A 26,719-nucleotide genomic window follows, 5' to 3' on the forward strand; every position below is an offset into this window, starting at 1 on the left:
TTTTATGGCAGAAGTCGCCTATCACAATATCTGCAAGTCATACGGATCGGTTGAAGTCATGCGTGACTTGTCGCTGTCGATTCATGACGGTGAATTTGTCGTGCTGCTCGGGGCATCCGGCTGCGGCAAGACCACGCTGCTCAGAATGACGGCGGGGCTGGAAAACATAACCGGCGGCGAACTGACCATTGACGGCAAAGTGATGAACGAGGTGCATCCGCGTGACCGCGACATCGCGATGGTGTTCCAGAACTATGCGCTCTATCCGACGATGAAGGTGTTCGACAACATTGCCTTCAGCCTGGAGGTAAAGCGCCTCAGCAAGGACGAAATCAAGCGGAAGGTCAACGAGGCGGCTGCCGTTTTGAATCTGACCGACTATCTGGACCGGTACCCGCGTGAGCTGTCCGGCGGACAGCGGCAAAGAGTTGCCATGGGCAGGGCCATGGTCCGGGACGCAAAGGTGTTTCTGTTCGATGAGCCGCTGTCGAACCTCGACGCCAAACTCCGGGCGCATATGCGCGTTGAAATCCGCCAGCTACACGAACGTCTCAAGGCGACAACGATCTACGTCACGCATGACCAGATCGAGGCGATGACGATGGCGGACAAGATCGTGCTGATGAAAGGCGGCAAGATCGAGCAGGTCGGAACACCGGACGACCTTTACGACCGGCCGGCAACCCGGTTTGCCGCGGATTTTATCGGGTCACCCTCGATGAACTTCATCGAGGGCGAAATCACGTCTCAGGACGGACGGCCGCATTTCGTCGGTCCGCATATCAACCTGCCACTGGATGCCGAATTGAAGGCCGAAACGGGCCAGAAGGTTATCTGTGGTTTGAGGCCGCCCGACCTTGTTGCGACACAGAGCGGTGAAATCACGGGCACGGTCAAGCTGATCGAGAAAACCGGTGCCGATGTGAATATCCACGTTGAATTGAGCGAGACGGCAAGCCTTGTTGCGACGATGGCCAGGGACAATGGCGCAACAGCGGGAGATCCCATCGATTTGACGATACCGCCAAACGCGGTTCACCTATTCGATGCTGCAACCGAACAACGCCTGCTGCTTGAAAAGTCGCCGGTTGTGCTGGAGCAACGGCGAACGCGTTCCTGAGTGAAACAGTTGCTTCCGGCAAGTCAGGGTGCGCGGGCCCCTGGATACGGGTCAAGACATACCCATTTGCTCGCACAGTCGATAAGCGTCGCCGTGTTGGCGACATCCGCTCATTCGGAAGTTGCCTGGACGTAGGAATCTCTGGTGCGGGCAATATGGCGTTCGAGGATTGACCGGAGCTCTGGCAAGTCGTTTCCGTTGCAGGCGTCCTTCAACTCAAAGTGCTCTTCGTATGAGAGCTTCGTGTGCAACGGCAATGCGGCCATATGTGTGCGCAGCGCTGCAATCTTGCCTTCATAGCGTTCATAACTTGCGGACAGATACTCATTGCCGCAATGCTTGAAGGCCAGCCTGTGAAAGGCCGTGTCGAGGTCAAGATACGTCTGGATTTCGCCTGCATCCATGGCCTTTGTCATGCTGGCGACAATGTCTGACATGTCGGTCAAGAGACCCTCGTGACTTCGCGCCATGGCAAGCTCGAATGCGGCGAATTCGATCGTCATCCGGAAATCGCAGATCTGTTCGACCTCGTCTTCGGTGAGCGTGAAGACCTTTGCACCTTTCTGAGGCTCGATCTGGACAAGGCCCTCCTCGCGCAGTTGTGCAAGGGCTTCCCGCACGGGTGTCTTGGAAACCTGAAGCTCGTCCGAAATGCTTCGTTCGGAAAGCGATTGGCCCATGGCCAGGCGTCCGCTGACAATTCGGTCCCTGAGATTCTCCAGGACCAAATCGCGAAGTGACTTGGGACGTTCGATCACCATTCCAATGAAACCTTGGCGCGCAAAAAGTCGTTCAGATTGTTATCTGGTATTGCAGATCGCACGGTTTGGAAAGATCAAACGTGACTTGTCCCGTCTTAAGAGCTTTCGACTTTTGGCGCATGGACACCAGGCCAAATCGACAAAGACGGACAAGTCTGTTTCCCGGGAGCGGTCGAGCTGGTTCTCATTACCAGTCTGCTGCGATGGCTTTGAAACGGTCTGGAATTGTTTCTGTCACAGTCTTCAGGACGAGGGATTTCAGTTTCATGGGCAAGGTCACCTCGGCCGACCAACCATCCTCGGGCTTGTACCCGATCAGGTTCCTGGTTGGTTCAAGGTCCCAGCGCATTCCCGGATTGTCAGACATCAGGTTCAAGACCGCGTAGGGCAGGTCGGTTGCAGCGATCGCGCACTTCATGCCCTGGAGATAATCGCGGTCGCTGAGCCACATTTCCTGGCCCCAGCGTCCCATGGCCATGTGCCGCCCGGGCCTGTTTTCATGCGTCCATTGGGTCCAGCCTATTCTCAGGCAAATGACCGAGAGGCCGTGTTCGGACGCGAAATATTCACCGACCCGTTCGCCGAACAGCTTTGAAACGCCATAGGCATTGACCGGTTTCGGGTCGAGGGAAGGGGCAAGTTTTTCCGACGAAAACCGGTACCCGCCCTGAACCCAGTTCGAGCTGGCGAACACGACCCGCTTCACACCGTTCTGCGAGGCCGCGTGGTAAAGATTCAGCGTCGCATTCATGTTGTTTGCAACAGACGATCCCCAGCTTGCGCCCGGGTCGCGATCGGCAGCCAGATGTACAACGGCATCGGCTCCTGAAAGGTGCTTTGTCCAGTCACCCATCTTTGAAAAGTCGGCGACGTGGCAATCTGGACTGTCCGTTTCCCGGATATCGAGGCCCACCGGATGCCAGTCCGTATGGGCTTTTATGTCGTCATAAAGCTTGCCGCCAAGATGCCCCGAGGCGCCGGTGATCACAACGCGCTTGCTCATGGTGCTGTCTCCTGGATCCGGTACTTGACAGAAAATGTTGCCGTTTCGCCCGGCAACAATTTCCGGGCCGGTGCGTGCCACTCGAGCTCTGCATAGTCGTAGTCGGCTGAATTGTAGACTTCCAGCGCGTGTCCGTGGGCATAGTCTTGCCGATCCGAGAGCAACGACGCTTCAGCGGTCAGGGTGAGCGTGCCGGTCTTGCCGCCTAAGACAATCTCGGCGACGCGACCGGCGGGATGCGTCCCAATCTTGAATTCATCTGCTGAAACACAGTCGACCGAGAGGTGCCCGGTTGAGCTTGTGACAGCCCGCCCCGGGTTGCCCATCATGACTTTGCAGCTGTCCGGTCCGGGAACCTTGCAAGAGATCCTGACCGGGCGAAGAACCATCATCACAGACCAGATTCCGCAGTAGCGATCTGTCTTCGAACAGTTGATCATTTCATGCTCGACCAACCAACCGGTCCCCTCGCTTTCAAGAGCGACCGTGCGCACGATCTGAAGTCCGCTCGCGGGACAGATGCCGCTGGTCATGCGAACTTTCGTGTCAGACAGGTTCAAGCATTCGTATGGACCGGAATCGAGTACCGGATGCGGACCAGCTTCCGGCCACCCGCTTTCCGGTGCCACCCAGGTCTTTTCTCCGCCCCATAGCGGAAACGGCAGATGTTTGGCCCTGGTTGGAACCTTGCTGAGATCCGACAGGTCCGGTTGAAACTCCAGGGAATCCGGGTTTTCAAACAGAAGAGGTTCACCCCGAAAATGCACGTTCATGACACGCCCGCCGATCCCGGGAAGCAGTGATAGCTTCACAGTGCCGTTGGAGAGAATGATGTGCTGCCAGAGGCCTGGATCAGTCATGGTGTTGCTGGACGCATTTCAAACGGTTGGCACGCGGGGAGACGTCCCCGCGTGCCCTTTGCCTAGATGTGCTTGAATTGATCGACGTTTTCCTTGGTGATCGTCATGACGCCGGTCACCACCTGCTCCGGCAGGGGATTGATTTCAGCAGCTTTCCAGTCAGGCACCACCTTCAGGCCTTCCGTGTTCTGCCAGTGCATCATGTGGATGGCGAGATAGGCCTCGAGGTAAGACTTCTGGGCAACCGCGCCATGGATCGTACCGTCCTCGATGTAGGGCAGCATGTCGTCATTGCGGTCCATTGCGACGATCTTGATATCGCCGACACGACCAGCTTCGTTGACGGCGATCGCTGCTCCCTTGCCGCTGTCACCGTCGGTCCCACCGATGCCGACGATATCCGGATGCGCCTGGATGCCTTGGAGATAGGCGGTCGGAGCATAGGATGGATCGGCGCGGTCGTTGACGACATCAACCACCTCGATACCGGGGTACTTTTCCTTGAAGATCGCCTTGTAACCCTCGACGCGTTCGAGCGTGGACGGGGCAGGGAACGTGCCGAGAAGAACCTTGCCCTTGCCGCCGATCGCCTGGGCGAGCAGCTCGCCGCCGACTTTGCCCGCTTCGAAGCCGTTGATGCCGAGGAACGAGGAGCGCGGGCTTTGCGGCACGTCGCCAATGCAAGTCGTGACCGGAATTCCCACTTCAACAGCGCGTTCGATACCCGGTGCCAGGGTTGCCGGATCCCCTGGGAAGATCAGGATGCCTGCCGGACGGCGTGCAATCAGCTCGTCGAGCTGGCGAGCCTGGCCCGCAGTGTCAAAGTCCAGCGGACCGGTGAATGTCGTCTTGATATTGAGGATCTCCTCCAGATCCTCCAGTGCAGCCCTGTGGTCGACCCAGAAGGGTACTTGCGTGACGATGGACAGGAAGACGTATTCCTTGCCCGCGCCCTGGGCCAAGGCCTCGCTGGAAAATGTCGGCAGGCTCAGCCCGGCAAGGCCGAGCCCTCCCGCGCCGGCCAAAAGGTTTCTGCGATTAACGTTGATGCTGGTCATAGGGTCCTCCCGGTTGATGTGACCAAAGTAAAAAAGGTGAGTTAGGCGGACTGGCGCCGCACGAGCATGTCGAGCGCAACCGCACAGACCAGGACGGCCCCGATAACGATCATTTGCCAGTAGATGGAAACGGCCAGCATGGTCATGGCGTTGTTGATGAGAGCGACGAAAACCACCCCGAGAAAAGCGCCGAGGATCGTACCTTCGCCGCCGCGCAAGGAGGCGCCGCCAATGACGGCTGCTGCCAGAACCTGTAGCTCAAGGGCGTTGCCTGCGGTTGGGGTGCCGCTCATCAGGCGGGACGCCAGGAGGACACCCGCCAGCGCGGCCAAAGTGCCGGTCAATATGTAGGCGATGATCCGGACCCGGTTGACGGCAATACCTGACAGCATGGCGGCCTTTTCATTGGCGCCGATAAAGTAGATCTGCCGGAAAAACCGGGTGTGGCGCACGGCGAGATCGAACAGGACGATCAGCGACAATGTCAGGATCACCAGAAGCGGGATGCCGAACAGGCTCGCCTTGCCGATGTAACCGAATGCAGGCGGCAGGCTGCTGACTGAAAATCCTTCCGTCAGGACCAGGGCAATACCGCGGGCAATCGACATTGTTCCCAATGTCGCAACGAGCGGATTAATGCCGATAACCGTTATGAGAATGCCGTTCGCAAGGCCTGCGACCGCACCCAGCACCAGCCCCAGAACGACCGCGACCGGTATCGGAACACCGGCCAGGAGCAACAAGGCGACAACCGTGCTGGACAGCGCCATGACGGACCCGACGGAAAGGTCGAAGCCACCGGAGGCGAGCAGAATGGCCATGCCGATCACGATGATCGCCGTTGGCGTCATGCCAACAGCGACCGCCCTGAAATTGCTGGCGCTCAGGAAATAGGGTGTGACGAAGGACATAACCACGACAATCCCGAGGATCATCAGCAGCAGGGTGATTTCGCGGGTATGCAGGCAAGCGGATATCACCTTGCTCATAAGCGAAGGCGCGTCTTGTTTGTCTAGGGTTTGCAGGCTCATTGAATGGCACTCCGCTCGACTTCATGAAGGGTGTTTTGGGGTGCGGCCTCGACACCGGCCGCAAGGTTCAAAATGGAGTCGTCGGTGGCCATTTCCGCGCCGATTTCACCGACCAGCCGGCCTTCGCGGACGACAATGATGCGGTCAGTCAGCGTTGCAAGCTCTGGAAAATCGGAAGACACGACCAGAACGGCCATGCCGTCCGCGGCCTTCTTGCGCAGTTCATCGTGAATTTGAAACTTGGCCCCGACATCGACACCCTTTGTCGGTTCGTCGATGATCAGAATGTCAGGTTCGGTCTCGAGCCATTTTGCCAGCATGATCTTCTGCTGATTGCCGCCGGACAAAAACCGGATGTTGGTATCCTGGCTTGCCGCCTTTACCGAAAACCGTTCGATTGCGTTCTGCGTCGCCTGCCGGGCGGATGCCGTGCTGAAGATACCGTGTGTGGTGTGCTTCTTCAGGCTGGCGGCGACGAGATTGTCGCGGACCGAGTGATCGAGAAACAGGCCGTCGGTTTTTCGCTCTTCAGGCACATATCCGATCCCTGCCTTCATCGCGCCGGACAAGGAGCGCAGATCAACGGGTGCGCCCTTGATTTTCAGAACGCCGTCGCGCGCTGTAAACAGTCCGGCCAGCGCTTTGGCGATGACACTACGCCGCGATCCCATCAATCCGGCAAGGCCGACAATTTCGCCGCTCCTGAGCGTCAACGAGATGTCCTCAAAAACGCCGGGAAACGACAAGGCCTCCGCTTCCAGAAAAACGTCTCCGATCGCATCGGATGCATGCTTCACGCTTGCCGGGACATGGCCGCCAATCATCTCCGTGACAACTTCGTTTTCACTGGTTTCAGATGTCTTGTGCGTGCTGATTTTGCGGCCGTCGCGCAGAACGGTGACCCGATCGGCAATGCTGAAGATTTCCGACATGTGGTGGCTGACATAAATGATGCCTATGCCGCGCCTGGTGAGATCGCGCAGGATCGTGAACAGCGCGTCGACTTCATCAGGCGTCAGCGCGGAAGTCGGCTCATCCAGAAGAATGACCCTGGAATTCAACGAGAGTGCCTTGGCGATCTCAACGACCTGGCGCGTGCTTATCGGCAGCTTGTCGACCGGTGCTGTCACGTCGATCGACAAATTGAACTCACCAAGTAGCGTTTCGGCGCGCCGACGAAGCTTCTTCCAGTCGACGATGCCGAAGGTTGCCGGCGCATGGCCCGCGAAGATGTTTTCGGCAACAGACAGTCCGCCGGCCAGGCTGAGTTCCTGAAAGACGCACCCGATTCCAAGATTTTGCGCATGGGCGGGGTTGTCGATGACGGTCTTTTTGCCGGACAAGGAGATGGATCCGGCATCCGGCTGATGCAGCCCGTACATCATTCCAAGACATGTCGACTTGCCGGCGCCGTTTTCACCGACAAGTGCGTGAATTTCGCCGGGTAACAACTCGAAATCGACGTGGTTTATGACCTTGTTCGAACCAAAACTCTTGCTGACGGTCTGAAGCTCGATAAGCGGGGTCTTTTTGCTCATTTTGTCCCCGCTTTACCATTCGGGTGCGAGTCTGCTGCCGCAATGTCGGTGATTTCGGCGGTATAGGTCGTGCGGGTCCGGTCGATATGCTGGTTCAGGATTCGAACCGTTTCTTCAACGGAGCCGCTGCGGATCGAGGCCAGGATTGCCTCGTGTTCCTGCATGGAAAGCTGCGTATGCGAGGGCTTGACCGCCAAATGGGTGCGCAAGGCCGCGATCTTGCCGGCATATCTGCGGTAGGTTTCGACAAAGTATGAATTGCCGCAATATTTGAAGAAGGTCATGTGGAACTCGGAATCGAGATCCAGGTAACGTTTGACGTCGCCCTTGTTCAGGCGCTCCCGCATCTCATTGACGATCTCCGAGATTTCAAACAGGACATCGTTGGGGTGGCGGGTGATCGCCAGCTTGACGGCTGCCGTCTCGATCGGTTGCCGGAAGTCACAGATGTCCGCGACCTCATCGCCGCCGAGCGTGAAGACGAATGCGCCCCGCTGCGGGAAAATCTGCACGAGGCCTTCTGACCGCAGCTGAGCCAATGCCTCGCGAACAGGTGTTTTGGAAACCTGCAGGCGTTCAGCCAGCTGCCGCTCGGAAATGGCTTCTCCCAGCTTGAGGTCCCCCCGCACGATCAGATCACGCAGGTGATCGCGTACCGTTTCCGTCAGCAATTTCGGACGTTCAAAACCAGTCATTTTCCTCCCCCCTCAAATTTGAGGCTTGCTACAATATGAAATCTGGTATATCAGATGTCAATAACGATTGTGCCGGCGTTGAAAGAACGCAGGACACAAGTGCGAAAGTTGGGAGGTTCGCCGAAATGCAGGCCGAGTTGCTGCTCGATTGCAAGAACGAACATGGCGAGGGCGTCTTTTGGGATGCGCTTTCGAACCAGCTCTGGTGGACGGATATCCACGGCCAGAAGCTCTGGCACTATGATCCGGAAACCGGCAAAGCGGCTCACATCGACATGCCCCGGCGCGTCGCCTGTTTCGCGCCGCGCAAGACGGGCGGCCACATCGTTGCCTTCGACCAGACGATCGCCCTTTTTGACCTGGAAACCGGCGCCACCGAAATAATCCACGAGTTCGAACCCGAAAATGCGGACACCCGTCTGAATGACGGCAGAACGGACCGTCAGGGCCGTCTCGTTGTCGGCGGCATGAACGAGGGCTCCGGCGTTGCAGATTCGACGGTTCTGCGCGTCGATGCGGACCTCTCCGTCACGCGCCTGATCGACGGGGTGGCGTGCGCGAACTCGACCTGTTTCAGCGCCACCGGCGACACGATGTATTTCGCCGATACGCCTGAAAAGACCGTCCGTGCTTACCCTTACAATGCCGAGAGTGGCGAGATCGGGCAGCCGGAAATCCATTGCGACATGCGCGACGAACCGGGGCTGCCGGACGGATCCTGCGTGGACGCGGAAGGCGGGGTCTGGAACGCGGAATGGGAAGGTCGCCGCGTGGTCAGGATCGCGCCGAACGGAAAGATCGACCGCGTGATTGAAGTTCCGGTCTGGAAGCCGACGTGCTGTGCCTTCGGCGGACCGGACCTCGACACGCTGTTCATCACGACATCGCGATTGGCGAGCTCTCAGGAGGTTCTCGACGCAGAACCTGCCTCAGGAGGGTTGTTCGCCGTCAAACCAGGCGTCAGGGGCGTGGAAGACGTTCCTTTCGCCGGATGATTTTTCACCAACACCCCGGGAGGAGACACATGAAAAATCTCGTGAAATCAATCGCATTTGGTGCCAGCCTCGCTGTAATGAGTGCTGGAGCGTCCGTTGCAAGTGACTATCCGGCGTCCGTGCCGCTCCAGGACGGAGCACAGGCGGGGATGGATACGATCAAGCCGGTGAACGACACGTTCCGGATTGCCTACATGCCGCCGGCAACCGAGTTCAACTACTACATCGCGATCGGCGAAGGCGTCAAAAAGGTCGCCGCCGAAAAAGGTGTCGAAGTCTTCATGCTGGCACCCCAAAGCGGCGCTGATATCAACGGCCAGATGGGCATGATCCAGGACGTTCTGACCCAGGACGTGGACGCGATCATCTTTGGCACGCACGACGAATTCGCTGCTGCACCTCTGCTCAAGAAGGCGGTCGACAAGGGCGTCGCGGTTGTCATGATCAACTCCGACATTCCGAACTTCCCGACCCCCATCCACGGCGTTGTCGGTTATGCGCAGCGCAAGGGCACGCACAAGATTGCCGACTGGGCGATCGAGAAAGCTGATGGTCAACCCGTCAAGGTGGGCATCATTGAAGGGCAGCCCGGATACCACTCGACAGAACGTGTCGGCGGCTTCCTCGATGGCATCAAGGACGCGGAAAACTTTGAAGTGGTCGTCTCCATCGACGGCAAGTGGAATGTGGAAGGCGGCAACACGGCCGGCATGGACATTCTCCAGTCGCATCCCGATGTCGACATGCTCTTTGCCGCCAACGACTACATGGCGATCGGTGCCTCCTATGCGGCCAAGGCCATGGGCCGGCGTGACCTGACCATTCTCGGAAACGACGGCGACACGTCGGGCCTTGAAGAAATCGCGGCAGGCAACTTCACCGCAACGGTCAACACCGTTCCTTTCCTGATGGGTCAGGCGGCCATGCACGCCACGCTGGATGCGCTGAATGGAACGTTCGAAGGCGGATGGATCGAGATCCCGACGACCATTATCGACGAGAGCAATGTGGTTCAGGTGCTTCAGGAGCCTGAGAAGCTCTACCCGCAGCCTTCCAAGTCCTACTGATCCACAAACAACGCGGCCGCGTGGCGTCTTCGGACGCCACCGGTCCCAGGTTGGTTGTGAAAGCCGAACTTATCCGGGCCAAAACGATGACGTCGATTTCTGAAATCAAAGAGCCGCTTTGGGAAGTGATTGATCTTGTTAAGCGCTATCCGGGCGTCCTTGCCAATGATCATGTTTCATTGAAGCTGTTCGAGGGTTCCATCCACGGTTTGCTGGGCGAAAACGGTTGCGGCAAGTCAACCCTTATCAAGATGTTGTCCGGAGTGCAGCCACCCGATGCCGGCCGTATCAGGTGCCGGGGCGAAGACGTTCAGCTTCACAGCCCGACGGATGCGCGCGCCAAGGGAATAGCAACCGTCTTCCAGGAGTTTTCGATTGTCCCGTCTCTGACGGTCGCTGAAAACATTTTCCTCGGCAGGCTGCCCACAGGCAGGTTCGGCGGTGTCGACTGGACCGTGATGAACCGTGAGGCGAAATCCGTTCTTGCGGAAATGGAAGTCGATCTCGATCCAGAAGACATCACGGGCAATCTGTCCGTTGCCGAGCAGCAGCTCGTTGAAATCGCCAAGGCGCTGGCCTCGGACGCACGCATGATCATCCTGGACGAACCGACAGCGGCGCTCGGCCTGTCGGAAATCGATCATCTGCACAAGCTTTTGCGGCGGATGCGCGAAAAGGGATGCGCCATTCTTTATGTTTCGCACCGGCTGGATGAGGTCGAAAGGATTGTCGATGAAGTCACGATCCTGCGCGGTGGCCAGGTGGTGCGGGCCAGCGGTGAAACAGAGATTTCGGTCGACAACATCGTCGCTGCGATGATCGGCGAGGATGTCGGCGAACACTATCCCAAGACCGACAATTCCCGTGAAGAGATTGTCCTTGAGGCCCATGGTCTGACAACAGCCAAGGGTGTTTCGGGCGCATCCTTTTCAGTGCGGGCGGGTGAGGTTTTGGGTCTTGGCGGCGTCCTGGGGTCCGGGCGCACGGAGATTGCGCTCGGCTTGTTCGGCGCTGACCCGCTTCTGGAAGGTGAGGTCAGGATCCACGGCAAGCCGGTCAAGATCAAGAGCCCTATGGATGCCATCCGCGCAGGGATGGCGCTGGTATCTGAAAACAGGAAATTCGACGGCCTGTTTCCCAATTTCGCTGCCGGCGGCAACATCACGACGGCAGGGCTCTCAAACATAACCCGAGCCGGCTTCCTCGATCTTTCGACCGAGGACAAGGTGACTGCCGAGTACATCCAGAAGCTGGAGATCTCTCCGCAGGCCGATTCCAAGACGATCAACCTCTTGTCGGGCGGCAATCAGCAAAAGGTGATCCTTGCCCGCTGGCTGTTCTGCAATGCCGACATTCTGATTTTCGACGAACCGACGCAGGGTATCGATGTCGGTGCCAAACTTGCGGTCTACCGGCTGATCAACGAACTGACCGCCCAGGGCAAGTCGATCATTCTGATCAGTTCAGATCACGATGAACTTCTGGCCATGAGCGACCGGATTGCGACCGTCCAGCACGGAACCGTCACCGGTATCGCCAAGGCATCCGAGCTTTCGCATGTCGACCTTGTGAAAGCATCTTCCGACGAGGCAACCCACAAATTACAGGAGTCGGCGGCATGAAACGCATATTCGACGCGCAACTGCTCGGCCCGGCGATCGCCCTGATCGTCATTGCAACACTTGTCGCCTTGACGACAGACCGGTTTCTCAATCCGGGGAACCTGTCCAACCTGTCTCTTCAGGTCAGCATCGTGGCGCTGATCGCGATCGGTTCGACGATCGTCATCATCACGGCCGGAATTGACCTGAGTGCAGGGTCCATGGTCGCGCTTTTGACCATGTTGCTGGCCGAAATGCTCAAGTTCATGGGCCTGCCGTTGCCGCTTGCGATTCTGCTCGTTCTGGGCTGCGGTCTGGCACTCGGCCTGACCAACGGGGTGCTGACGGCCTATCTGCGCATCCCGTCCTTCATTACGACGCTGGCCGGTCTGATCGCCTTCCGCGGTCTGGCGCTGCTCTTCAACAACGGCTCCCCGATCTTCTCGCTCGACCCGAACCTGGAGCCGCTGTTTTACGGTTCCCTCTTGGGGATTCCCCTGCCGTTCTACTATCTGGTCTTCTTCTACGGTCTTGCCGCCGTGGTGATGAACTATTCCAAGCTCGGCCGTGAAATCTATGCCATCGGCGGCAATCCCTCGGCGGCCGCCCTCTCCGGGATCAACGTACGGCGCGTCCAGACCTACGCATTCGCCATCGCCGGCTTCATGACTGCGATTGGTGCCGTCCTGATGGCAGCACGGTTGAACTCCGGATCACCGAATTACGGACAGACCCTTGAGCTGCAGGCCATCGCGGCGGCCGTGGTCGGCGGGGCAAGTCTTGCCGGCGGGCGCGGCAATGTGCTTGCCACGCTTATCGGCTCACTGACCATTGTTGTCGTTCAAAATGCGCTCAACCTGAACGCAGTCCCGACATCGGTTCAGAACATCGTCCTTGGCATGATCATTCTTGCTGCCGTCGGCGTCGACATGTGGCGGAACGAACTCTCGAGCAAGATCGGCGCGCTGTTTTCGTTTTCGTCCGCCAAACAACGGGGAGCATAGGCAATGGATCTCGAACTCCAGGGAAAACGTGTCCTCGTAACGGGCTCCGGTGCAGGCATCGGCAAAGCGACGGCCAAGGCGTTTCTGGAAGAAGGTGCCAGCGTCATCGTCAACGGTTTGACGCCGCAGGAGGTTGAAGCCTGTGTTCAGGACCTTGGCCAGATCGGAGATGTCAGCGGTTTGTCGGCCGACCTGACAAAAACCGAAGATGCCGAAAAGCTTTTCGCGTTTGCCGCCGGTCCCGGGCCGGTGGACATCCTGGTGAACAACGTCGGCATCTTTTCCGTCAAGGCGTTTGAAGACCTGACTGACGAGGAATGGCTTTCCTACTTCAATATCAACGTCTTGAGTGCGGTGCGCATGAGCCGGCTCATTCTTCCTGGAATGCTGCAAAAGAATGCGGGCGCCATCGTCAATCTTGCCAGCGAAGCGGCGGTCAAGCCGTTGCCGCAGATGGTTCATTACTCGGTCACCAAGACCGCAATGCTGGGGCTGACCCGTGGCATGGCGGAACTAACCAAGGGCACGAAGGTTCGCGTGAACTCAGTGCTTCCCGGACCGACCTGGACAGAGGGCGTCCAGAATTATTTCGAAGGTCTTGCCGATCAAAAGGCCGAGCCCATCGACGAGATCGTCTCGAATTATTTCCAGCACGACGAACCGACATCTCTCATTCAGAGGTTCGTTGAACCCGACGAAGTGGCGCGAATGATTGCATTTGTCGCCGCATCCGGTGCGGCCAACGGTGCGGGTTACCGCATCGAGGGCGGCATCATTCGAAGCATCGTCTGAACACCGAAAGACAACGGAGCAAATTATGCCAGCACTCACCTTTTCTCACATCGGCATCACCGTCCCGGACCTTGAGAAAGCCGTTGAGTTCTACACGAAAGCATTTGGCTTTTATCTGATCATGGGCGCGACCGAGATCAAGCACGACGACAGCGCGATCGGCCAGATGTGCGACGACGTCTTCGGCGAAGGCTGGGGATCGTTCCGCATTGCCCACCTGAGCACGGGAGACGGCATAGGCATCGAGCTTTTCGAGTTTCCGAACACCGAGCAGGAAGAGAACCCCTTCGAATACTGGCGTCCCGGGCTGTTTCATTTCTGCCTGCAGGACGAGGACCTGGAGGCGCGCGTCAAGGTCATCGAAAGCCTCGGCGGACGGCAGCGCATGAAGGAGGTGCGCCGGTACTATCCAGGCGAAAAGCCGTATCGCATGGTCTATTGCGAAGATCCGTTCGGCAACATCATCGAGCTCTACAGCCACTCGTACGAACTCACCTATTCGGCGGGCGCTTATGTCTGATGTTCCGGAAAAACCGTGGCGCGATGACCGGCCCAAGGTGGTGATCACCGATTTCGATTTCGGTGACATCGACGTGGAACGGGAAATTCTCGAAGCCGTGGGAGCCGAGGTCGTCGGGCTGCAGAGCAAGCAGGAGGAAGACCTCTTCGAGGCTGCGCGCGACAGTGCGGCCATGATCAATCAGTATGCGCGTATCGGACGGGCGACGATCTCACGGATGCAGAAATGCGAAGTGATCGCGCGCTACGGTGTCGGCGTCGACATCGTTGACGTCGAGGCTGCAACCGAACGCGGCATCCTGGTCACCAATGTGCAGGACTACTGTACCGAGGAGGTCGCCGACCACGCCATTGCGCTGTGGCTCACGCTTGCCCGGAAGCTGCCCGACTACGACCGGGCCACCCACAACGGGATCTGGCGCTGGCAGAGCGGACAGCCGGTCAATCGGATACGTGGGCGGACAATGGGTGTCGTGTCGCTTGGCAAGATCGGCAAGGCGATTGCCACACGGGCGCGCGCTTTCGGAGCCAGGATTATCGCCTACGACCCGTTCCTGCCCGAGGCCGTGGCCAGAGAGCAAGATGTTGAGCTGGTCTCGAAAGACGAGCTGCTGAGACGCAGCGACTACGTCCTTATGCAGGCCCCGATGACCCCGCAAACGCGGCACTTCCTCTCCGATGCGGAGTTTGCCCAAATGAAGCCGGGGGCGATACTGGTCAACACGGGCCGGGGGCCGACTGTCGACAATGCTGCGCTTTACAGGGCCTTGAGCGAGGGACGGCTGGCCGCCGCGGGTCTTGACGATCCGGAAGAGGAACCAGCGAAACGGGCCACGTGGAACCCGGCAGACAATCCCCTGTTCAGCTTGCCGAACGTCCTGGTCACGCCGCACGCTGCTTACTATTCAGAAGAGTCGATCACGGCAGCACGCACCATCGCCGCGACCCAGGTCGCCAAGGTTCTCACGAAGCGTGAGCCGGATTATCCGGTGAATTTGTCAGCGCTCAGTCTTTCCGCATAGCACAGGAAATTAGGAATGCTTAAAGAGTTCAACGATTTCGAACGCCGCCCGGATCTCCTGGAGAAGTTCGACGACGTCGTGAAGTGCTACTCCGCAACGGCTGTGTTTGCCGATGTGCAATACCGCACAGGCGTCATGGACAGTGGGATCAAACCGGCCTTCAGGGCAAAGGTCACCGGTCAGGCGATTACGGTGCAGTTGTCCAAGGGTGATCTTGTCGATCCTCTCAAGGCGTTGGAGATGGGCCAACCCGGCGACATTATCGTCGTCGATGCCGGTGGTGATCCGAACACCTCCGTTTGCGGTGGCCTGATGGGCGGACTGGCTCAGAACCGCGGCATTCGCGCCATGATCGTCGACGGTGCCGGGCGGGATACCGACGAGCTGGAGGACATCGGCTGGCCGATCTGGACCCGCGCGATCACGCCGCGCGGAACCCACACCATGTTTTCCGGCCGCAAGGAAGAACTTTCCATCAACGTGCCGATCCAGTGTGGCGGCATTGTTGTCAAACCCGGCGACTTCATCGTGGCTGACCTGATGGGTGTCACGGTTATTCCGCTGGAACGGGCCGAGGAGGCCGTCCAGCAGGCCCGAGAGCAGGCGGATCGGGAAGAAGAGACCCGCAAATGGGTTGCGAAGGGGAAGACCGTCGAGGATTTGCTCAATGAATTCGGTCGTATCTGACGCCGCCCTGATTGGAATGGACTGGGGGACATCCTCCTTGCGCGCCTTCCTGATCGGAATGGACGGCGAAGTGCTGGACGTGATTTCCACCTCCCTGGGAATCATGCACGTGGAAGACCGGGATTTCGACTCGGTCTTCCACGATCTCTTAAAGGCCTGGCTTGCCGAGAAAACGCTGCCGGTCATTGCATCCGGCATGATTACGAGCCGCAACGGTTGGGTGGAAACGCCCTACGTCCAGGTGCCCTCGGGCATTGAGGAACTCGCATCCGCGCTGGTAACGCACGAAACATCGAAGGGTGTTCAGCTGAAATTCGTGACCGGCATGACCACCGAGCACGATGGCGCCCCGGACGTCATGCGCGGTGAGGAGACCCAGATTGTCGGCGCGTCGGCAGCCGGACTGGGCGACGGCGTTTATGTCATGCCGGGCACGCACAGCAAGTGGATCACCGTTTCGGACGGCCGGATCGGCGATTACATGACCTACATGACCGGCGAGTTGTTCGGCACTTTGAAGACGCACACAATTCTGGGCACCCTGATGGAAGACGGTCCCTTCAACGAGACGGGATTCCGGTTGGGCGTAAAGTCGGGACTGTCCTCAAAGGGGAACCTCCTGCACGAACTCTTCCATGTCCGGACGTTGCCCCTGTTCGGCAAGATTTCGGAAGAAATGTCTGCAGACTATCTGTCCGGCATGCTGATCGGGGCGGAAGTGAAATTTGCCGCCAAATCCTTGAAGGCTGACCAGACCGTGACAATCGTCGGCCGGGGAGACCTGGCAGACCGCTACGAAATCGCCTTGGGCGTCGCTGACCTGGCAAGCCGGAGAGCACCGGACAACATTGTTGCGAGAGGCCATTTCCTGATCGCCAAGTCTGCCGGGCTGATTTCATGAAGCCATGGACCGAAGCGCTGGCGGATAATCCGCTGATCGCGATCTTGCGCGGCCTCACACCTGAGACCGCGCTCGATGTTGCCGGGGTGCTTGTTGAATCCGGTTTTCGCATCCTTGAAGTCCCGCTGAATTCACCCCGGCCAATGACATCAATCTCCGAAATCGCAAAGAGATATGGAGATGAAATTGTTGTTGGAGCAGGAACAGTTCTGTCACCGGGCGATGTCGACGCTGTCGTCGATGCAGGTGGACAGCTGATCGTGGCGCCGAACATGAAACCGGACGTTGGGGGCAGGGCGGTCAAGCTTGGCGCCAAATGGTGCCCGGGTGTCTTCTCGCCGACCGAAGCATTCGACGCGCTGGACTGTGGCGCGTCCGTCCTGAAGTTCTTTCCCGCCGAGATGGTGCCGCCGAAGGCGATATCAGCAATGCGCGCGGTCTTGCCAAAAGATGCCGTGGTTGCTGCGGTCGGTGGCATCACGCCGGAGACGATGGTTGACTATTATCGCGCCGGTTCAAACAGTTTCGGTCTCGGCTCAGCGCTTTACAAACCAGACTATATGCTCGCGGATATCGCAGACCGCGCAACAACGTTCGTAGAGGCTTTCAGGGCGCTGAAGCACAGCCAATAAGTGTTGGCTTGATGACTCGGCCGCCTCCTGGCGTCACCCCGATGTCGCCTCCGTTTCCGTAACCAGCTCTTCATAGACTTCCGACCCGCGATAGATCTGCTTCTTGAGGACGGCTCGGGCCTTGCGGTCCTGTCCGTCTTTCAAGCCTTGCAGAATTGCACCGTGCTCCGACAGAGACAAATCCGTTCGCAGGTGTCCGCGCGAGAGATGCGTCCGTATCGTCGCGACCTTGCTGGCCGCCATCTGATAGGCGGCTTTGACATAAGGGTTTTCAGCCCGCTCAAAGAAAGCGGCATGGAAGGCGGTATCGAGTTCCAGATATCGCTTGAAGTTGCCGGTCTCATGGGTTGTTCGCATCTCTGCGAAAATTCTTTCCAGATCCGCAATCAGGTGATCCCTGTTGTGCTGCAGGGCCATGTCCAGGGCTAGGCTCTCCATTGCATGGCGGAAGTCGCAGAGCTGAGTGACGCCTTCGCGCTCTAGCGTAAATACGAAAAAGCCGCGCTGAGGAAAGCTGATCACCAAACCTTCTCTTGAAAGAAGAGACAGGCCCTCTCGGATCGGTGTCTTGCTGATCCCCAGACGCTTGGTTAATTGCGCCTCGGGCAGCGCTTCGCCGAGCCCGAACTCACCCTCGATGATGGCCTTTCGAATGGCATCCGCCGCACCTTCACTCAGTGCCGCGGGCCGCTTGATAGTCGTGCTTTCCATGAGTTTCGCACCGTGCCTTGTCTCGTTTCAAACAAGATACAAGAAAACAATTGCGATGCAATATTCGATCTGGTATGTCAGATAGCAGATCGAATATAAGAGTGAAATAGTGGAGGAGCTTATGAAACGACTCTTTGTAAAATTGGCTGTGGCGGCGACGCTGATGGGCAGTGCTGCAAATGCCGAGGTGTTCCTGATGGACGGCATGGTGCCGCGTGACGGGGACAACCGGGTCATTGAGGCCGGGAAATACGCAAAAGACGGGCCCTGGAAGATCGGCTTCAGCATTTGGGGCTTCGGCAACACCTGGATGATCCAGATGGCCGAAGAGGCGCGTTATGCGGCCGAGCAAAACGAGAATGTCGGTGAGTTCATCTTCACCAACGCCGATTCAAATCCCACCAAGCAGATTGCCGACATCGAGGATCTGATTGCACAAGGCGTCGATGCCTTGGTGATTGCGCCAATCTCCTTGAGTGCCGTGTCGCCGGTGATTGACAAGGCACATGAACTGGGAATTCCAACGGTTGTTCATTCAACGGCTGTCGATACCGACAACTACACCGTGGATATCCAGGGAGACCCACATCACTTTGGCAAAGTCATGGGCGACTTCCTGGTCGACGAGCTGAAGGGCGAAGGCAATATCTGGGTGCTGCGTGGTCAGGCCGGCGTTTCGGAAGACCTCTTTCGCTACGAAGGTCTGCTGATGGCGCTGGAAGGCCAGGAAGGCATCACGATTTCGTCCGAGCAGCACGGCGACTGGGCCTACGACAAAGGCAAGCAGGTTTGCGAGAGCCTGGCGTTGAGCGACCCGAACCCGTCCGGCATCTGGTCCTCAGGCGCGGCCATGACCCATGCCTGTATGGATGTGTTCGCTGAGCTAGGACTGGAGATGCCGCCGATGTCCGGTGAAGGCAACAATGGTTTCTTCAAAGTCTGGAAAGCCTCGGGCGCAAAGTCGATGGCAGCTGTTTTCCCGCCTGCTCAAGGTGCTGCTGCTGTTCGTGCCGCTGCCGCTCTTTTGGCTGGTGAAGAAATGATGCACCGCTATGTCGGCCGGCCAGATCCGATCCTGCAGCCGGATCTTGATAAGTATCTCCGGGAAGACTTGAACGAAAACCTCTGGTTCCCGTCTTCGCTTCCCGAGGAAAAGCTGCAGGAAATCTACGGTCAATAATCGACGTCCGATGCGGCGGGCAGACCCGCCGCATCGTTTGCTGACTTTGGGAGGACGGCATGATCCGCGTCGAAAACCTGACAAAATCGTTTGGGCCTGTGGTGTGCCTCGATCAGGTGTCTGTAACCTGCGAAGACGGTTCCGTGCACGCGTTGACCGGTGAAAACGGCGCCGGCAAATCCACGCTGATGAAGCTCATTGGCGGGGTCATCAAACCGGACAGCGGAAAGATGTTCCTTGACGGGGACGAGGTTCAGTTCGCAACGCCGCGGGAAGCGCTCTTCGGCGGTATTTCAACCGTTTTCCAGGAGTTTTCCCTGATTGAAAACATGAGCGTTGCGGAGTCGATTTTCCTCGGTCACGAACGTGTTTCGGGCGGGCTCTTGCGCAAATCCGAAATGTTTGAAGAAACCGAGCGGGTGCTCGATCACGTTGGGCTTGGGATTTCGCCGAAGCGGTTGATCTCAACGCTGTCGGTTGCTGAGCAGCAAATGGTCGAAATCGCTCGCGGCGTTTCTGCCAATGCAAAAGTGTTCATCTTTGACGAGCCGACGGCCGCCCTTGGCGATGAAGATGTCAAAAAGCTCAAAAGGCTCATTCGGGAGCTGCAGAGAGCGGGGAAGAACATTTTTTATGTCTCGCACCGTTTGGAAGAAATTTTCGACCTGTGTGACACGATCACCGTCTTGAAAGACGGTGCGCATGTCACCACAAAACCGGCTGCCGACCTCTGCGTTGACACACTTGTCTCTCTTATGGTCGGGCGTGAAATGGGCGATTGGTTTCCGTCCGGAAACCCGCCTCAGAGCGATCTCTCGGTTCAGGTTCGCGAGCTGAGACCTGCTTCCGATGCGCCAGAAGTGTCGTTTGACGTCCGCAAGGGTGAGATCCTTGGCCTGGCAGGCCTTGAAGGGCAGGGGCAACAGGAGATCCTGCGTGCCCTTGCCGGAGTTTATCCAGAGACCACCGGTTCAATGGTTTCTTGGAATGACGTCACCGAAGTGCAGCACCGGCTCGACGCGGGCGTTGGGTCCCAGGTCATGAAGGGCGTCGCCTTCGTGCCAGAAGATCGCAAGAAGGAAGGGCTGTACCTGACCCTGCCCATCGACCAGAACATCGCGCTGGGCCAGCACCAGAAAAACGGGTTCCTAAGGTTCGTCCGGAAGACCCGCGACAAAGTTCAAGCGCTTATGGGTCAGATGAATGTTGCCGCTTCCGGGCCGGGCCAATTGGTCGAAACGCTGTCGGGTGGCAACCAGCAAAAGGTGATGCTGGGCCGATGGTTCTTGTCCGACGCACATGTGTTTCTGATTGAAGAACCGACGCGTGGTGTCGATATCGGCGCCAAAGCCGAGATCTATCAACTCTTGCGGGATTTCGTGGGTGGAGGGCGCTCCGTAATTGTCCTGTCGCGCGAGATGAACGAAATCATCGGCCTTTGCGATCGCATTCTTGTGGTCCGTGCTGGTGAGATCGTCGCCGAGATGGACCCTGAGACCGCAACCGAACACAGCATCCTGCGCGCCGCGATTACCGGCGATCCAACACAGGAGATGGCGGCATGAAACTTCCCGCGTTGGGCATATCGACAACATCGCGCAAGGGAGGACAAAACCTGTCGCTCCTGATTGTGCTGATCGTGGCGATTGGCCTGTCCGTTTCGACCCAGGAGTTCCTGAGTGGTGAAAACACCCACAATCTTGTTGTGCAGATTACACCGCTCTTGCTCGTGGCGCTCGGTCAGGCTGTCGTTGTTTTAACGGGCGGTCTGGATGTATCCGTTGGGGCTGTAATCGGCCTGTCAGCGGTGATTATTACGTTGCCGATTGATCCGAACCTGGCCTTGGCTCTGGTTGTTGCTTCAGCGCTTGTGATTGGCGTCGTCAACGGTCTTGCGGTTGGGGCACTTGGCATCCACCCGATCATCGCCACGTTGTCGACCAGCACCATCGTGACAGGCATCGCCCTGACTTTGCGCCCGACACCCGGCGGAGATGTGCCACTTTGGCTGGACCGACTGGTAGGCACGGATGTGTTCGGGTTGCCGGTTGAGTTGTTCTGGAGCCTTGCAGCAATTGCCATTGGTCTGGCCTTGCTTCAACGCTCACGCCTCGGCTTGCAGATCCACGCTATCGGCGGGTCGCAGAGCAACGCGCGTCTTGCCGGCATCAAGGTGCTGCGAACGCAGGTTCTGGCCTACGTCATCTGTTCGATGTTTGCGGCGGCAGCGGGGCTGTTTCTGGCGAGCCGCATCTCGGACGGAGATGCGATTGTTGGCTTGCCGTTCACGCTGATGTCGATCACTGCCGTGGCACTCGGCGGCGTTCAGTTCACGGGTGGACTTGGCAGCGCCACAGGGGTTCTTTTCGGTTGCCTTTTGCTCGGGTTTCTCAGCAACGGCATGAACCTGTTGAACGTCTCGCCTTTCCTGCAATCGATTGTAAGTGGCCTGCTGCTTCTGATCGCGATCGCGTTCACACGGCGCAAGACCATAGGGATCTGAAGATGACCGTGACAGAAATGTCGAGTGTGCCCCGCGAACCGCGAAAGAACACTAACACCCTGCATCAGATCGGGCGGGTCCTGAACCTGCCACCGTCCGTCTACGTCGTGATCGGGCTGGTGCTCCTGTCGATCTACATGGTGCCCGTTCTGACCAAAACACCGTTTCAGATGGTGATCCTGCGACAGGCTGCACCTATTGGGCTGGTTGTCTGTGCACAGCTTCTCGTGATGCGAACGAAATCGATCGATCTTTCGGTTGGTGGCATTTTCATTCTCATGAACTACATGGTCACCAGTTCCTTCTTCACAAGTTTGAACCCGGTCGCGGCCCTTGCGGTGCCAATGGCGGCCGCAATCCTCATCGGGGCAATCAACGGCTTCTTCATCGCCCGGCTTCGCGCCTCTGCTGTCGTGGTCACCCTGGCGATGGGGGCGATCCTTCTGGGTCTGGTCCTATTTCTGAGCAGCGGCCGTCCTCCAGGGTCCGCCGGTGATTTTGTGCGCTTCCTGGGTGTCGGCAAGGTCGGCATTATCCCAGTTGCGGTCATCATCTGGTTGGGCCTTGCCGTGTTGCTTGAGATTTTCCTTCGTCGAAGCATTTATGGGCGTTTCGTCAGTGTCATCGGCTCGAACCCGACAGCAGCGGGACTTTCGGGCGTACCGGTCGAAAAGACCCTCTTCTTTACGCACGTGCTGGCTGGAGCCTTTGCAGGGTTGGGCGGCATCCTTCTCGCCGGTTACATCGGAATGGGGTCGGTCAAAATCGGCACCGATATCGTCATGATTTCAATTGCCGGTGTGATCCTGGGTGGCATCACGTTTGGCGGTGGGCGCAAGTCAATCTACGGGGCCATCCTCGCAGCCTATGCACTTGCCTACATCTTCAACCTGATGACCGCATTGAAGCTTGGTGAGCCGGCTAAGCTGATCGTGCAGGGTGTTGTGATTTTTGCTGCCTCTGCCATCGCAAGCTACAACTTGAAGCGCAATTGAGATGGACAGTTTTGACCACATCGTCGTGGGTTCAGGCCCTGCGGGCAGCTTGATCGCGCATCATCTCGTTACCGAAAAACGCGCCAAGGTGTTGTTGCTGGAAGCCGGGCCGGAAGACAAGGGTATCTTGTTCCGCATTCCGGCAGGCTTTTTGAAGTATTACGTCACCAATCAGAACTACTGGCCATATCGGGGAGTGGTCGAAGAGTCCCTCGTAAACAGGGCGCCGAGAATGCAGAACGGGAAGGTGCTCGGGGGCGGGTCCTCGGTAAACGCCATGGTTCACATCCGCGGCACGCGTGCCGACTATGATGACTGGGCCCAGGCAACCGGCATGAATGACCTGAATGGCGACACCATGTTCGAGCTCATGTCCGGTCTTGAGAACAATGCCGTTTTCGGGGGAGAAGGGCATGGCAATGGCGGGCCGCTTCATGTGTCAAACCAGACCCATATCGATGCGCTGTCACAGGCCTTTGTCGCGGCTGCGCAGAATGGCGGATTGCCGTACAATCCCGACTTCAATTCTGATGGCCAGAACGGTGTCGGGTTCTATCAGCTCAACACCAAGGGTGTCCGCCGATGGAGCGCAGTCGATGCCTTTTTGCGGCCCTTAAGCAAGGATCCGAATCTCAAGATCGTGACTGATGCGCATGTCGAGCGCGTTCTGTTTCAGGGAAAAGAAGCGAAAGGCATCCGCTACCGCAAATCCGGTGAAGCGGTCGAGGTGAGCGCTTCCAAATCCGTGATCCTCGCAGCAGGCGCAATCGGCTCGCCCAAGATCCTGATGCAGTCCGGCATCGGTGACGGGTCGGCACTACGTGAGCTTGGCATCGATGTCACACATGACAACGCCAATGTCGGCGCCAATCTGATTGATCATTGCGAGGCGCCCGTCGCAGCCTACACAAAGGCGCGGATGGGATATTACGGCATGGATTCAGGCTGGCGCAGTTGGTTGGCCGGGATGCAGTACCTGGCTTTTGGCACCGGTCCGGCAGCATCGAACGGTGTTGAGGCGGGTGGCTTCATGAGTACCACAGGCGATACGGCGCGCCCCGACATTCAGGTGTTTTCGGTTCCCGGCATCTATGTGGACAAAGACGTCACCGACGTGAAGCCTGGGCCGGGGATAACGCTCAATGCCTGTTTGCTGCGTCCAAAATCCCGTGGTTGGGTCCGGCTCCTCGACAAGGATCCAGACACGCTGCCGGAGATCCGCACGAACTTTCTGGCTGAAGACGACGATTTGGAAACGCTCGTTGTGGCGCTGCGCTCGCTACGGGCCCTGTTCGATCAGGAACCGCTCAAAGGCCTCATTCACAAGGAAGCGCTGCCGGGCCGCGAGGTGGAAGACGATCAGGACTTCAAGGCACATATCCGGCGCTTCACGAAGACAGTTTATCATCCCATGGGCACCTGCCGGATCGGGCCTGTCGGGGACGACAATGCCGTCACTGATCCGGAATTCTCAGTACAGGGTGTGAACGGGTTGAAAGTGATCGACGCTTCGGTTTTTCCGGGACCTGTCAGCGGGAACACCAGCATGGCGGTCTATGCCCTTGCCAAGTATGCCTGCCGGAAACTCTGAAGCGGGTCTTGCGCGATCAGCCGGGTCCTTATTTCTTCGTTCGAGTAGGAACAAGATCAAGGATCGCGGTGACCATCGGGTTATAACTTTTGGCGTTCCACGCGATGGCTGCCGTAACGACCGGGATATTCTCCTTCAGAGGCCGGACGGCAACATTTTCAGGTGCAAGCCGCTCGACGGTGGCCGGAACGAGAGCGACGCCCTGTCCACAACTGACGTATGCCACTTGCGAGGCAACTGATCTGACTTCGTATTGAAACCTTGGAGAAAACCCGCTCGCCCGGCACCAGGAGACGAGCATGTCAAAATAGACCGGGCTTACCTCTCGGGCGAAAATGACCATCGGTTCGTTCTCCAGGTGTTTCAGAGACAGGACCTTTTTTCTGGCCAGTTCGCTGGAAGCAGGAAGCGCCACCGCCAGACGGGCTTCTTCAAGCGCCTTCCATGAGATATCTCCCTCGATATCGCCCTCAAGGCGGCCAAATGCCAGATCGAGCTCTCCTGCTTGCAACGCTGGAATTGCTTCCACCGTATCGATTTCCTGAATGAAGATTTTTAGATTCGGGTATTTTTTTGAGACTTCATCCAAAAGATCGGGGATGGTTTCAAGCATCGCGGATGTAATGGCGCCAACGCGCAGGATTCCGGTTTGACCCGAGGCAACCTCCCGGACTTCAGCTTCCAGTTTTGAAACCTGATCTGCAAATCGTCTTATTGAAGGAAGTATGGCCTGACCAGCAGGGCTCAACCTGGTGCCGCGTCTGGAGCGTTCGAAAAGCGCCAGGCCCAAGGATTGTTCCAGGACCTGGATCTGCTTTGTCAGAGGTGGTTGTGACATTCCCAGTTTCTGAGCCGCGCGGCCAAAGTGCTCTTCTTCAGCAACAGCCAAGAACATCCAGAGTTGCTTGACGAGCCTGAAGTCAATCGTGGCTGACATTGCGCAAAACCCCTCTGCGTGGAAGAAGTGGTTTCTGATATCAAAACTGTATCACAGAGATAGATTTATAGAATTTTGAATAATAAGAAAACCTTGTCAGACTTGCGGCTCCTGCTTCGACGGAAGAGACCACATGTCTGATACGGATTTGCTGAAACGGTTGGAAGTTCTTGATACGAATACGATTTCTGATGCCTTGGACTTCTTGAACATGAATGGTGCGACCGTCGGCATCACGCCGCTTTGGGACTGTCCAAAAGTTGTGGGTCGAGCCAGCACGATCCAGCTTGGTCCCAAAAGGGAGGCGAAGCCGACCGTTCATCTGATTTCGCCTGTAATCGATACAGTGACCACGGATGATCGTGTTCTCGTCATCGCAGGCGGCGTAGACGGCGTTTCCTGCTGGGGCGACATTCTCGCCAACGCCGCCAAGGCAAAAGGCGTGAGGGCGTCCATCATCGATGGCATGAGCCGCGACATCGAGGGCAGTGAGGCGATCTCCTATCCTGTCTATGGCAAAGGCCTCACAATGATCAGCGCCCGGAACCGCGTCATTCAATACGCCTCCGGGGAACCAGTGAAGATGGCCGGCGTTACGGTGAAGCAGGACGATTACGTGATTGCGGATCGCTGCGGAACGGTTTTTGTCGAAGCTGAAAGAATTGCCGAGGTGCTTGACCTCGCAGAACGCATCGATCGCCGCCAGAGCGGAATGGTGGAAGCTGTGCGTCAGGGCAGGTCTGTGGCCGAAGTCATGCATGACAAAGAATTTGAAGCCATCCAGACAAGGTGATCCCGCGCTTAAGAACCCGATCAATCAGGACTGTTGGTCATGACAGATAATCCCCACAAAGCATTGCCGGAGGACCAGGACCTTGTGGAGCTGTTCCAGGGCCTGGACACAGCAGGTGTTTCAGATGCTCTTGATAAACTCGGCCTTCATGGTCAGGCGCTCGGCATCTTGCCGCTCGATAACTACAAGGAAGCCATCATTGGCCCGGCCTTTACCGTGAAGTACGTGCCGGCTGCATCCCCAGCCGGTACGGTCGGCGATTTCATCGACGATGTTGCCGAAGGCGACGTGGTCGTCCTGGACAATGATGGCCGGACAGATTGTACCGTGTGGGGCGATATCATGACCCAGTACGCGGGCCTGCGTGGCATTGCGGGTACGGTTATTGACGGCGTGTGCCGCGACGTCTCAAAAGCGCTCGGTGATGGCTATCCGATGTTTACGGCAGGACGGTTCATGCGCACAGGCAAGGACCGCGTTCAAGTCGACACCGTCGGCAGCCCCGTCGGCATTGGCACTGCGCGTGTCGAAAACAGGGATATTGTCATCGCTGATGCCAGCGGTGTTGTGTTCGTCCCTCGCGGACGTGCCCGAGACGTCGCTGCTGCCGCACGGGAAATTGAAACGGTGGAAGAAACGATCCGTGCGCAAATCGCTCAGGGCAAGTCCATTCGCGAGGCGAGAACCGCCACTGGTTACCACACCCTTCAACGCAAAAACTGA

27 protein-coding genes are annotated in these 26,719 nt (G+C 57.7%); 18 read left to right on the top strand and 9 right to left on the bottom strand.

What is annotated here, in order from left to right; translation table 11 throughout:
* Positions 1–4 precede the first annotated feature (4 nt).
* Entirely contained in the window at positions 5–1,120 is a 1,116-nt protein-coding gene (locus tag RBB47_RS10825; RefSeq protein WP_305985806.1) for an ABC transporter ATP-binding protein, read from the top strand.
* Between the two features lie 110 nt (positions 1,121–1,230).
* Here RBB47_RS10825 and RBB47_RS10830 read toward each other — a convergent pair whose 3' ends face one another.
* The 7 genes from RBB47_RS10830 to RBB47_RS10860 all read right to left on the bottom strand — a co-directional run bounded on the left by RBB47_RS10830 (position 1,231) and on the right by RBB47_RS10860 (position 8,066).
* Positions 1,231–1,881 carry a GntR family transcriptional regulator gene (locus tag RBB47_RS10830; RefSeq protein ID WP_305985807.1) on the bottom strand — a complete coding sequence of 217 codons (651 nt, stop codon included), beginning with the start codon at positions 1,879–1,881 and terminating at the stop codon, positions 1,231–1,233.
* A 187-nt stretch (positions 1,882–2,068) separates the two neighbouring features.
* Positions 2,069–2,884, bottom strand: coding sequence for an NAD(P)-dependent oxidoreductase (locus RBB47_RS10835; protein ID WP_305985808.1), 816 nt, complete (start codon positions 2,882–2,884; stop codon positions 2,069–2,071).
* Positions 2,881–3,744 (bottom strand): hypothetical protein, encoded by an 864-nt coding sequence (locus RBB47_RS10840; protein WP_305985809.1) that lies wholly within the window; start codon positions 3,742–3,744, stop codon positions 2,881–2,883. The genes RBB47_RS10835 and RBB47_RS10840 overlap by 4 nt, the downstream gene beginning before the upstream one ends.
* A 62-nt stretch (positions 3,745–3,806) precedes the next feature.
* On the bottom strand, positions 3,807–4,802 hold the full coding sequence (locus tag RBB47_RS10845) for a substrate-binding domain-containing protein (protein WP_305985810.1): 996 nt from the start codon (positions 4,800–4,802) through the stop codon (positions 3,807–3,809).
* 41 nt (positions 4,803–4,843) lie between these two features.
* Entirely contained in the window at positions 4,844–5,833 is a 990-nt protein-coding gene (locus RBB47_RS10850; protein WP_305985811.1) for an ABC transporter permease, read from the bottom strand.
* Positions 5,830–7,371, bottom strand: coding sequence for a sugar ABC transporter ATP-binding protein (locus RBB47_RS10855; RefSeq protein WP_305985812.1), 1,542 nt, complete (start codon positions 7,369–7,371; stop codon positions 5,830–5,832). The genes RBB47_RS10850 and RBB47_RS10855 overlap by 4 nt, the downstream gene beginning before the upstream one ends.
* Positions 7,368–8,066, bottom strand: coding sequence for a GntR family transcriptional regulator (locus RBB47_RS10860; RefSeq protein WP_305985813.1), 699 nt, complete (start codon positions 8,064–8,066; stop codon positions 7,368–7,370). Before RBB47_RS10860 ends, RBB47_RS10855 begins: the two co-directional genes overlap by 4 nt.
* Before the next feature lie 125 nt (positions 8,067–8,191).
* Between RBB47_RS10860 and RBB47_RS10865 the strand changes: the two genes are divergently transcribed.
* The 10 genes from RBB47_RS10865 (at position 8,192) to RBB47_RS10910 (ending at position 17,286) form a co-directional block, all read left to right on the top strand.
* A complete protein-coding gene (locus RBB47_RS10865; RefSeq protein WP_305985814.1) occupies positions 8,192–9,061 on the top strand; it encodes an SMP-30/gluconolactonase/LRE family protein in 870 nt (289 codons plus the stop codon).
* Between the two features lie 29 nt (positions 9,062–9,090).
* The gene (locus tag RBB47_RS10870) at positions 9,091–10,128 is read left to right on the top strand and encodes a sugar ABC transporter substrate-binding protein (RefSeq protein WP_305985815.1); all 1,038 of its coding nucleotides are present in this window, start codon (positions 9,091–9,093) and stop codon (positions 10,126–10,128) included.
* An 86-nt stretch (positions 10,129–10,214) separates the two neighbouring features.
* A complete protein-coding gene (locus tag RBB47_RS10875) occupies positions 10,215–11,750 on the top strand; it encodes a sugar ABC transporter ATP-binding protein (RefSeq protein WP_305985816.1) in 1,536 nt (511 codons plus the stop codon).
* Positions 11,747–12,733, top strand: a complete 987-nt coding sequence (locus RBB47_RS10880; protein WP_305985817.1) for an ABC transporter permease — start codon at positions 11,747–11,749, stop codon at positions 12,731–12,733. The genes RBB47_RS10875 and RBB47_RS10880 overlap by 4 nt, the downstream gene beginning before the upstream one ends.
* Positions 12,734–12,736: 3 nt before the next feature.
* On the top strand, positions 12,737–13,525 hold the full coding sequence (locus RBB47_RS10885) for an SDR family NAD(P)-dependent oxidoreductase (RefSeq protein WP_305985818.1): 789 nt from the start codon (positions 12,737–12,739) through the stop codon (positions 13,523–13,525).
* Positions 13,526–13,550: 25 nt separating this feature from the next.
* Positions 13,551–14,045: a lactoylglutathione lyase family protein gene (locus tag RBB47_RS10890; RefSeq protein WP_305985819.1), complete on the top strand. Its 495-nt coding sequence runs from the start codon at positions 13,551–13,553 to the stop codon at positions 14,043–14,045.
* Entirely contained in the window at positions 14,038–15,066 is a 1,029-nt protein-coding gene (locus tag RBB47_RS10895) for a C-terminal binding protein (RefSeq protein WP_305985820.1), read from the top strand. The genes RBB47_RS10890 and RBB47_RS10895 overlap by 8 nt, the downstream gene beginning before the upstream one ends.
* Positions 15,067–15,081: 15 nt before the next feature.
* Positions 15,082–15,753, top strand: a complete 672-nt coding sequence (locus RBB47_RS10900; RefSeq protein WP_305985821.1) for an RraA family protein — start codon at positions 15,082–15,084, stop codon at positions 15,751–15,753.
* The gene (locus RBB47_RS10905; RefSeq protein ID WP_305985822.1) at positions 15,734–16,654 is read left to right on the top strand and encodes a 2-dehydro-3-deoxygalactonokinase; all 921 of its coding nucleotides are present in this window, start codon (positions 15,734–15,736) and stop codon (positions 16,652–16,654) included. The genes RBB47_RS10900 and RBB47_RS10905 overlap by 20 nt, the downstream gene beginning before the upstream one ends.
* Entirely contained in the window at positions 16,651–17,286 is a 636-nt protein-coding gene (locus tag RBB47_RS10910) for a 2-dehydro-3-deoxy-6-phosphogalactonate aldolase (protein ID WP_305985823.1), read from the top strand. Before RBB47_RS10905 ends, RBB47_RS10910 begins: the two co-directional genes overlap by 4 nt.
* 33 nt (positions 17,287–17,319) lie before the next feature.
* Here the strand turns inward: RBB47_RS10910 and RBB47_RS10915 are convergent, their stop codons facing one another.
* Positions 17,320–17,997, bottom strand: a complete 678-nt coding sequence (locus tag RBB47_RS10915; RefSeq protein WP_305985824.1) for a GntR family transcriptional regulator — start codon at positions 17,995–17,997, stop codon at positions 17,320–17,322.
* 121 nt (positions 17,998–18,118) lie between these two features.
* Between RBB47_RS10915 and RBB47_RS10920 the strand changes: the two genes are divergently transcribed.
* From RBB47_RS10920 to RBB47_RS10940, 5 genes are read left to right on the top strand one after another with little or no spacing between them, the layout of a single operon-like run.
* Positions 18,119–19,177 carry a substrate-binding domain-containing protein gene (locus RBB47_RS10920; protein ID WP_305985825.1) on the top strand — a complete coding sequence of 353 codons (1,059 nt, stop codon included), beginning with the start codon at positions 18,119–18,121 and terminating at the stop codon, positions 19,175–19,177.
* A 59-nt stretch (positions 19,178–19,236) separates the two neighbouring features.
* Positions 19,237–20,742, top strand: coding sequence for a sugar ABC transporter ATP-binding protein (locus RBB47_RS10925; protein ID WP_305985826.1), 1,506 nt, complete (start codon positions 19,237–19,239; stop codon positions 20,740–20,742).
* Positions 20,739–21,680 (top strand): ABC transporter permease, encoded by a 942-nt coding sequence (locus RBB47_RS10930; RefSeq protein ID WP_305985827.1) that lies wholly within the window; start codon positions 20,739–20,741, stop codon positions 21,678–21,680. Before RBB47_RS10925 ends, RBB47_RS10930 begins: the two co-directional genes overlap by 4 nt.
* Positions 21,681–21,682: 2 nt before the next feature.
* Entirely contained in the window at positions 21,683–22,675 is a 993-nt protein-coding gene (locus tag RBB47_RS10935; protein ID WP_305985828.1) for an ABC transporter permease, read from the top strand.
* A 1-nt stretch (position 22,676) separates the two neighbouring features.
* On the top strand, positions 22,677–24,266 hold the full coding sequence (locus RBB47_RS10940; RefSeq protein ID WP_305985829.1) for a GMC family oxidoreductase: 1,590 nt from the start codon (positions 22,677–22,679) through the stop codon (positions 24,264–24,266).
* 28 nt (positions 24,267–24,294) lie between these two features.
* Here RBB47_RS10940 and RBB47_RS10945 read toward each other — a convergent pair whose 3' ends face one another.
* On the bottom strand, positions 24,295–25,203 hold the full coding sequence (locus RBB47_RS10945; protein ID WP_305985830.1) for a LysR substrate-binding domain-containing protein: 909 nt from the start codon (positions 25,201–25,203) through the stop codon (positions 24,295–24,297).
* A 133-nt stretch (positions 25,204–25,336) separates the two neighbouring features.
* On the opposite strand from RBB47_RS10945, the gene RBB47_RS10950 reads away from it, so the two are divergent.
* Together RBB47_RS10950 and RBB47_RS10955 are read left to right on the top strand one after the other, a co-directional pair.
* Positions 25,337–25,996 (top strand): RraA family protein, encoded by a 660-nt coding sequence (locus RBB47_RS10950; protein WP_305985831.1) that lies wholly within the window; start codon positions 25,337–25,339, stop codon positions 25,994–25,996.
* A 39-nt stretch (positions 25,997–26,035) separates the two neighbouring features.
* Entirely contained in the window at positions 26,036–26,719 is a 684-nt protein-coding gene (locus RBB47_RS10955) for an RraA family protein (protein ID WP_305985832.1), read from the top strand.

The sequence above is a fragment of the Roseibium sp. MMSF_3544 genome, from assembly GCF_030732845.1.
GTDB lineage: Bacteria > Pseudomonadota > Alphaproteobacteria > Rhizobiales > Stappiaceae > Roseibium.

Coding starts and splice junctions, on each gene's coding strand:
- RBB47_RS10825 (WP_305985806.1), top strand. CDS start 5: ATGGCAGAAGTCGCCTATCACAATATCTGCAAGTCATACGGATCGGTT.
- RBB47_RS10830 (WP_305985807.1), bottom strand. CDS start 1,881: ATGGTGATCGAACGTCCCAAGTCACTTCGCGATTTGGTCCTGGAGAAT.
- RBB47_RS10835 (WP_305985808.1), bottom strand. CDS start 2,884: ATGAGCAAGCGCGTTGTGATCACCGGCGCCTCGGGGCATCTTGGCGGC.
- RBB47_RS10840 (WP_305985809.1), bottom strand. CDS start 3,744: ATGACTGATCCAGGCCTCTGGCAGCACATCATTCTCTCCAACGGCACT.
- RBB47_RS10845 (WP_305985810.1), bottom strand. CDS start 4,802: ATGACCAGCATCAACGTTAATCGCAGAAACCTTTTGGCCGGCGCGGGA.
- RBB47_RS10850 (WP_305985811.1), bottom strand. CDS start 5,833: ATGAGCCTGCAAACCCTAGACAAACAAGACGCGCCTTCGCTTATGAGC.
- RBB47_RS10855 (WP_305985812.1), bottom strand. CDS start 7,371: ATGAGCAAAAAGACCCCGCTTATCGAGCTTCAGACCGTCAGCAAGAGT.
- RBB47_RS10860 (WP_305985813.1), bottom strand. CDS start 8,066: ATGACTGGTTTTGAACGTCCGAAATTGCTGACGGAAACGGTACGCGAT.
- RBB47_RS10865 (WP_305985814.1), top strand. CDS start 8,192: ATGCAGGCCGAGTTGCTGCTCGATTGCAAGAACGAACATGGCGAGGGC.
- RBB47_RS10870 (WP_305985815.1), top strand. CDS start 9,091: ATGAAAAATCTCGTGAAATCAATCGCATTTGGTGCCAGCCTCGCTGTA.
- RBB47_RS10875 (WP_305985816.1), top strand. CDS start 10,215: ATGACGTCGATTTCTGAAATCAAAGAGCCGCTTTGGGAAGTGATTGAT.
- RBB47_RS10880 (WP_305985817.1), top strand. CDS start 11,747: ATGAAACGCATATTCGACGCGCAACTGCTCGGCCCGGCGATCGCCCTG.
- RBB47_RS10885 (WP_305985818.1), top strand. CDS start 12,737: ATGGATCTCGAACTCCAGGGAAAACGTGTCCTCGTAACGGGCTCCGGT.
- RBB47_RS10890 (WP_305985819.1), top strand. CDS start 13,551: ATGCCAGCACTCACCTTTTCTCACATCGGCATCACCGTCCCGGACCTT.
- RBB47_RS10895 (WP_305985820.1), top strand. CDS start 14,038: ATGTCTGATGTTCCGGAAAAACCGTGGCGCGATGACCGGCCCAAGGTG.
- RBB47_RS10900 (WP_305985821.1), top strand. CDS start 15,082: ATGCTTAAAGAGTTCAACGATTTCGAACGCCGCCCGGATCTCCTGGAG.
- RBB47_RS10905 (WP_305985822.1), top strand. CDS start 15,734: ATGAATTCGGTCGTATCTGACGCCGCCCTGATTGGAATGGACTGGGGG.
- RBB47_RS10910 (WP_305985823.1), top strand. CDS start 16,651: ATGAAGCCATGGACCGAAGCGCTGGCGGATAATCCGCTGATCGCGATC.
- RBB47_RS10915 (WP_305985824.1), bottom strand. CDS start 17,997: ATGGAAAGCACGACTATCAAGCGGCCCGCGGCACTGAGTGAAGGTGCG.
- RBB47_RS10920 (WP_305985825.1), top strand. CDS start 18,119: ATGAAACGACTCTTTGTAAAATTGGCTGTGGCGGCGACGCTGATGGGC.
- RBB47_RS10925 (WP_305985826.1), top strand. CDS start 19,237: ATGATCCGCGTCGAAAACCTGACAAAATCGTTTGGGCCTGTGGTGTGC.
- RBB47_RS10930 (WP_305985827.1), top strand. CDS start 20,739: ATGAAACTTCCCGCGTTGGGCATATCGACAACATCGCGCAAGGGAGGA.
- RBB47_RS10935 (WP_305985828.1), top strand. CDS start 21,683: ATGACCGTGACAGAAATGTCGAGTGTGCCCCGCGAACCGCGAAAGAAC.
- RBB47_RS10940 (WP_305985829.1), top strand. CDS start 22,677: ATGGACAGTTTTGACCACATCGTCGTGGGTTCAGGCCCTGCGGGCAGC.
- RBB47_RS10945 (WP_305985830.1), bottom strand. CDS start 25,203: ATGTCAGCCACGATTGACTTCAGGCTCGTCAAGCAACTCTGGATGTTC.
- RBB47_RS10950 (WP_305985831.1), top strand. CDS start 25,337: ATGTCTGATACGGATTTGCTGAAACGGTTGGAAGTTCTTGATACGAAT.
- RBB47_RS10955 (WP_305985832.1), top strand. CDS start 26,036: ATGACAGATAATCCCCACAAAGCATTGCCGGAGGACCAGGACCTTGTG.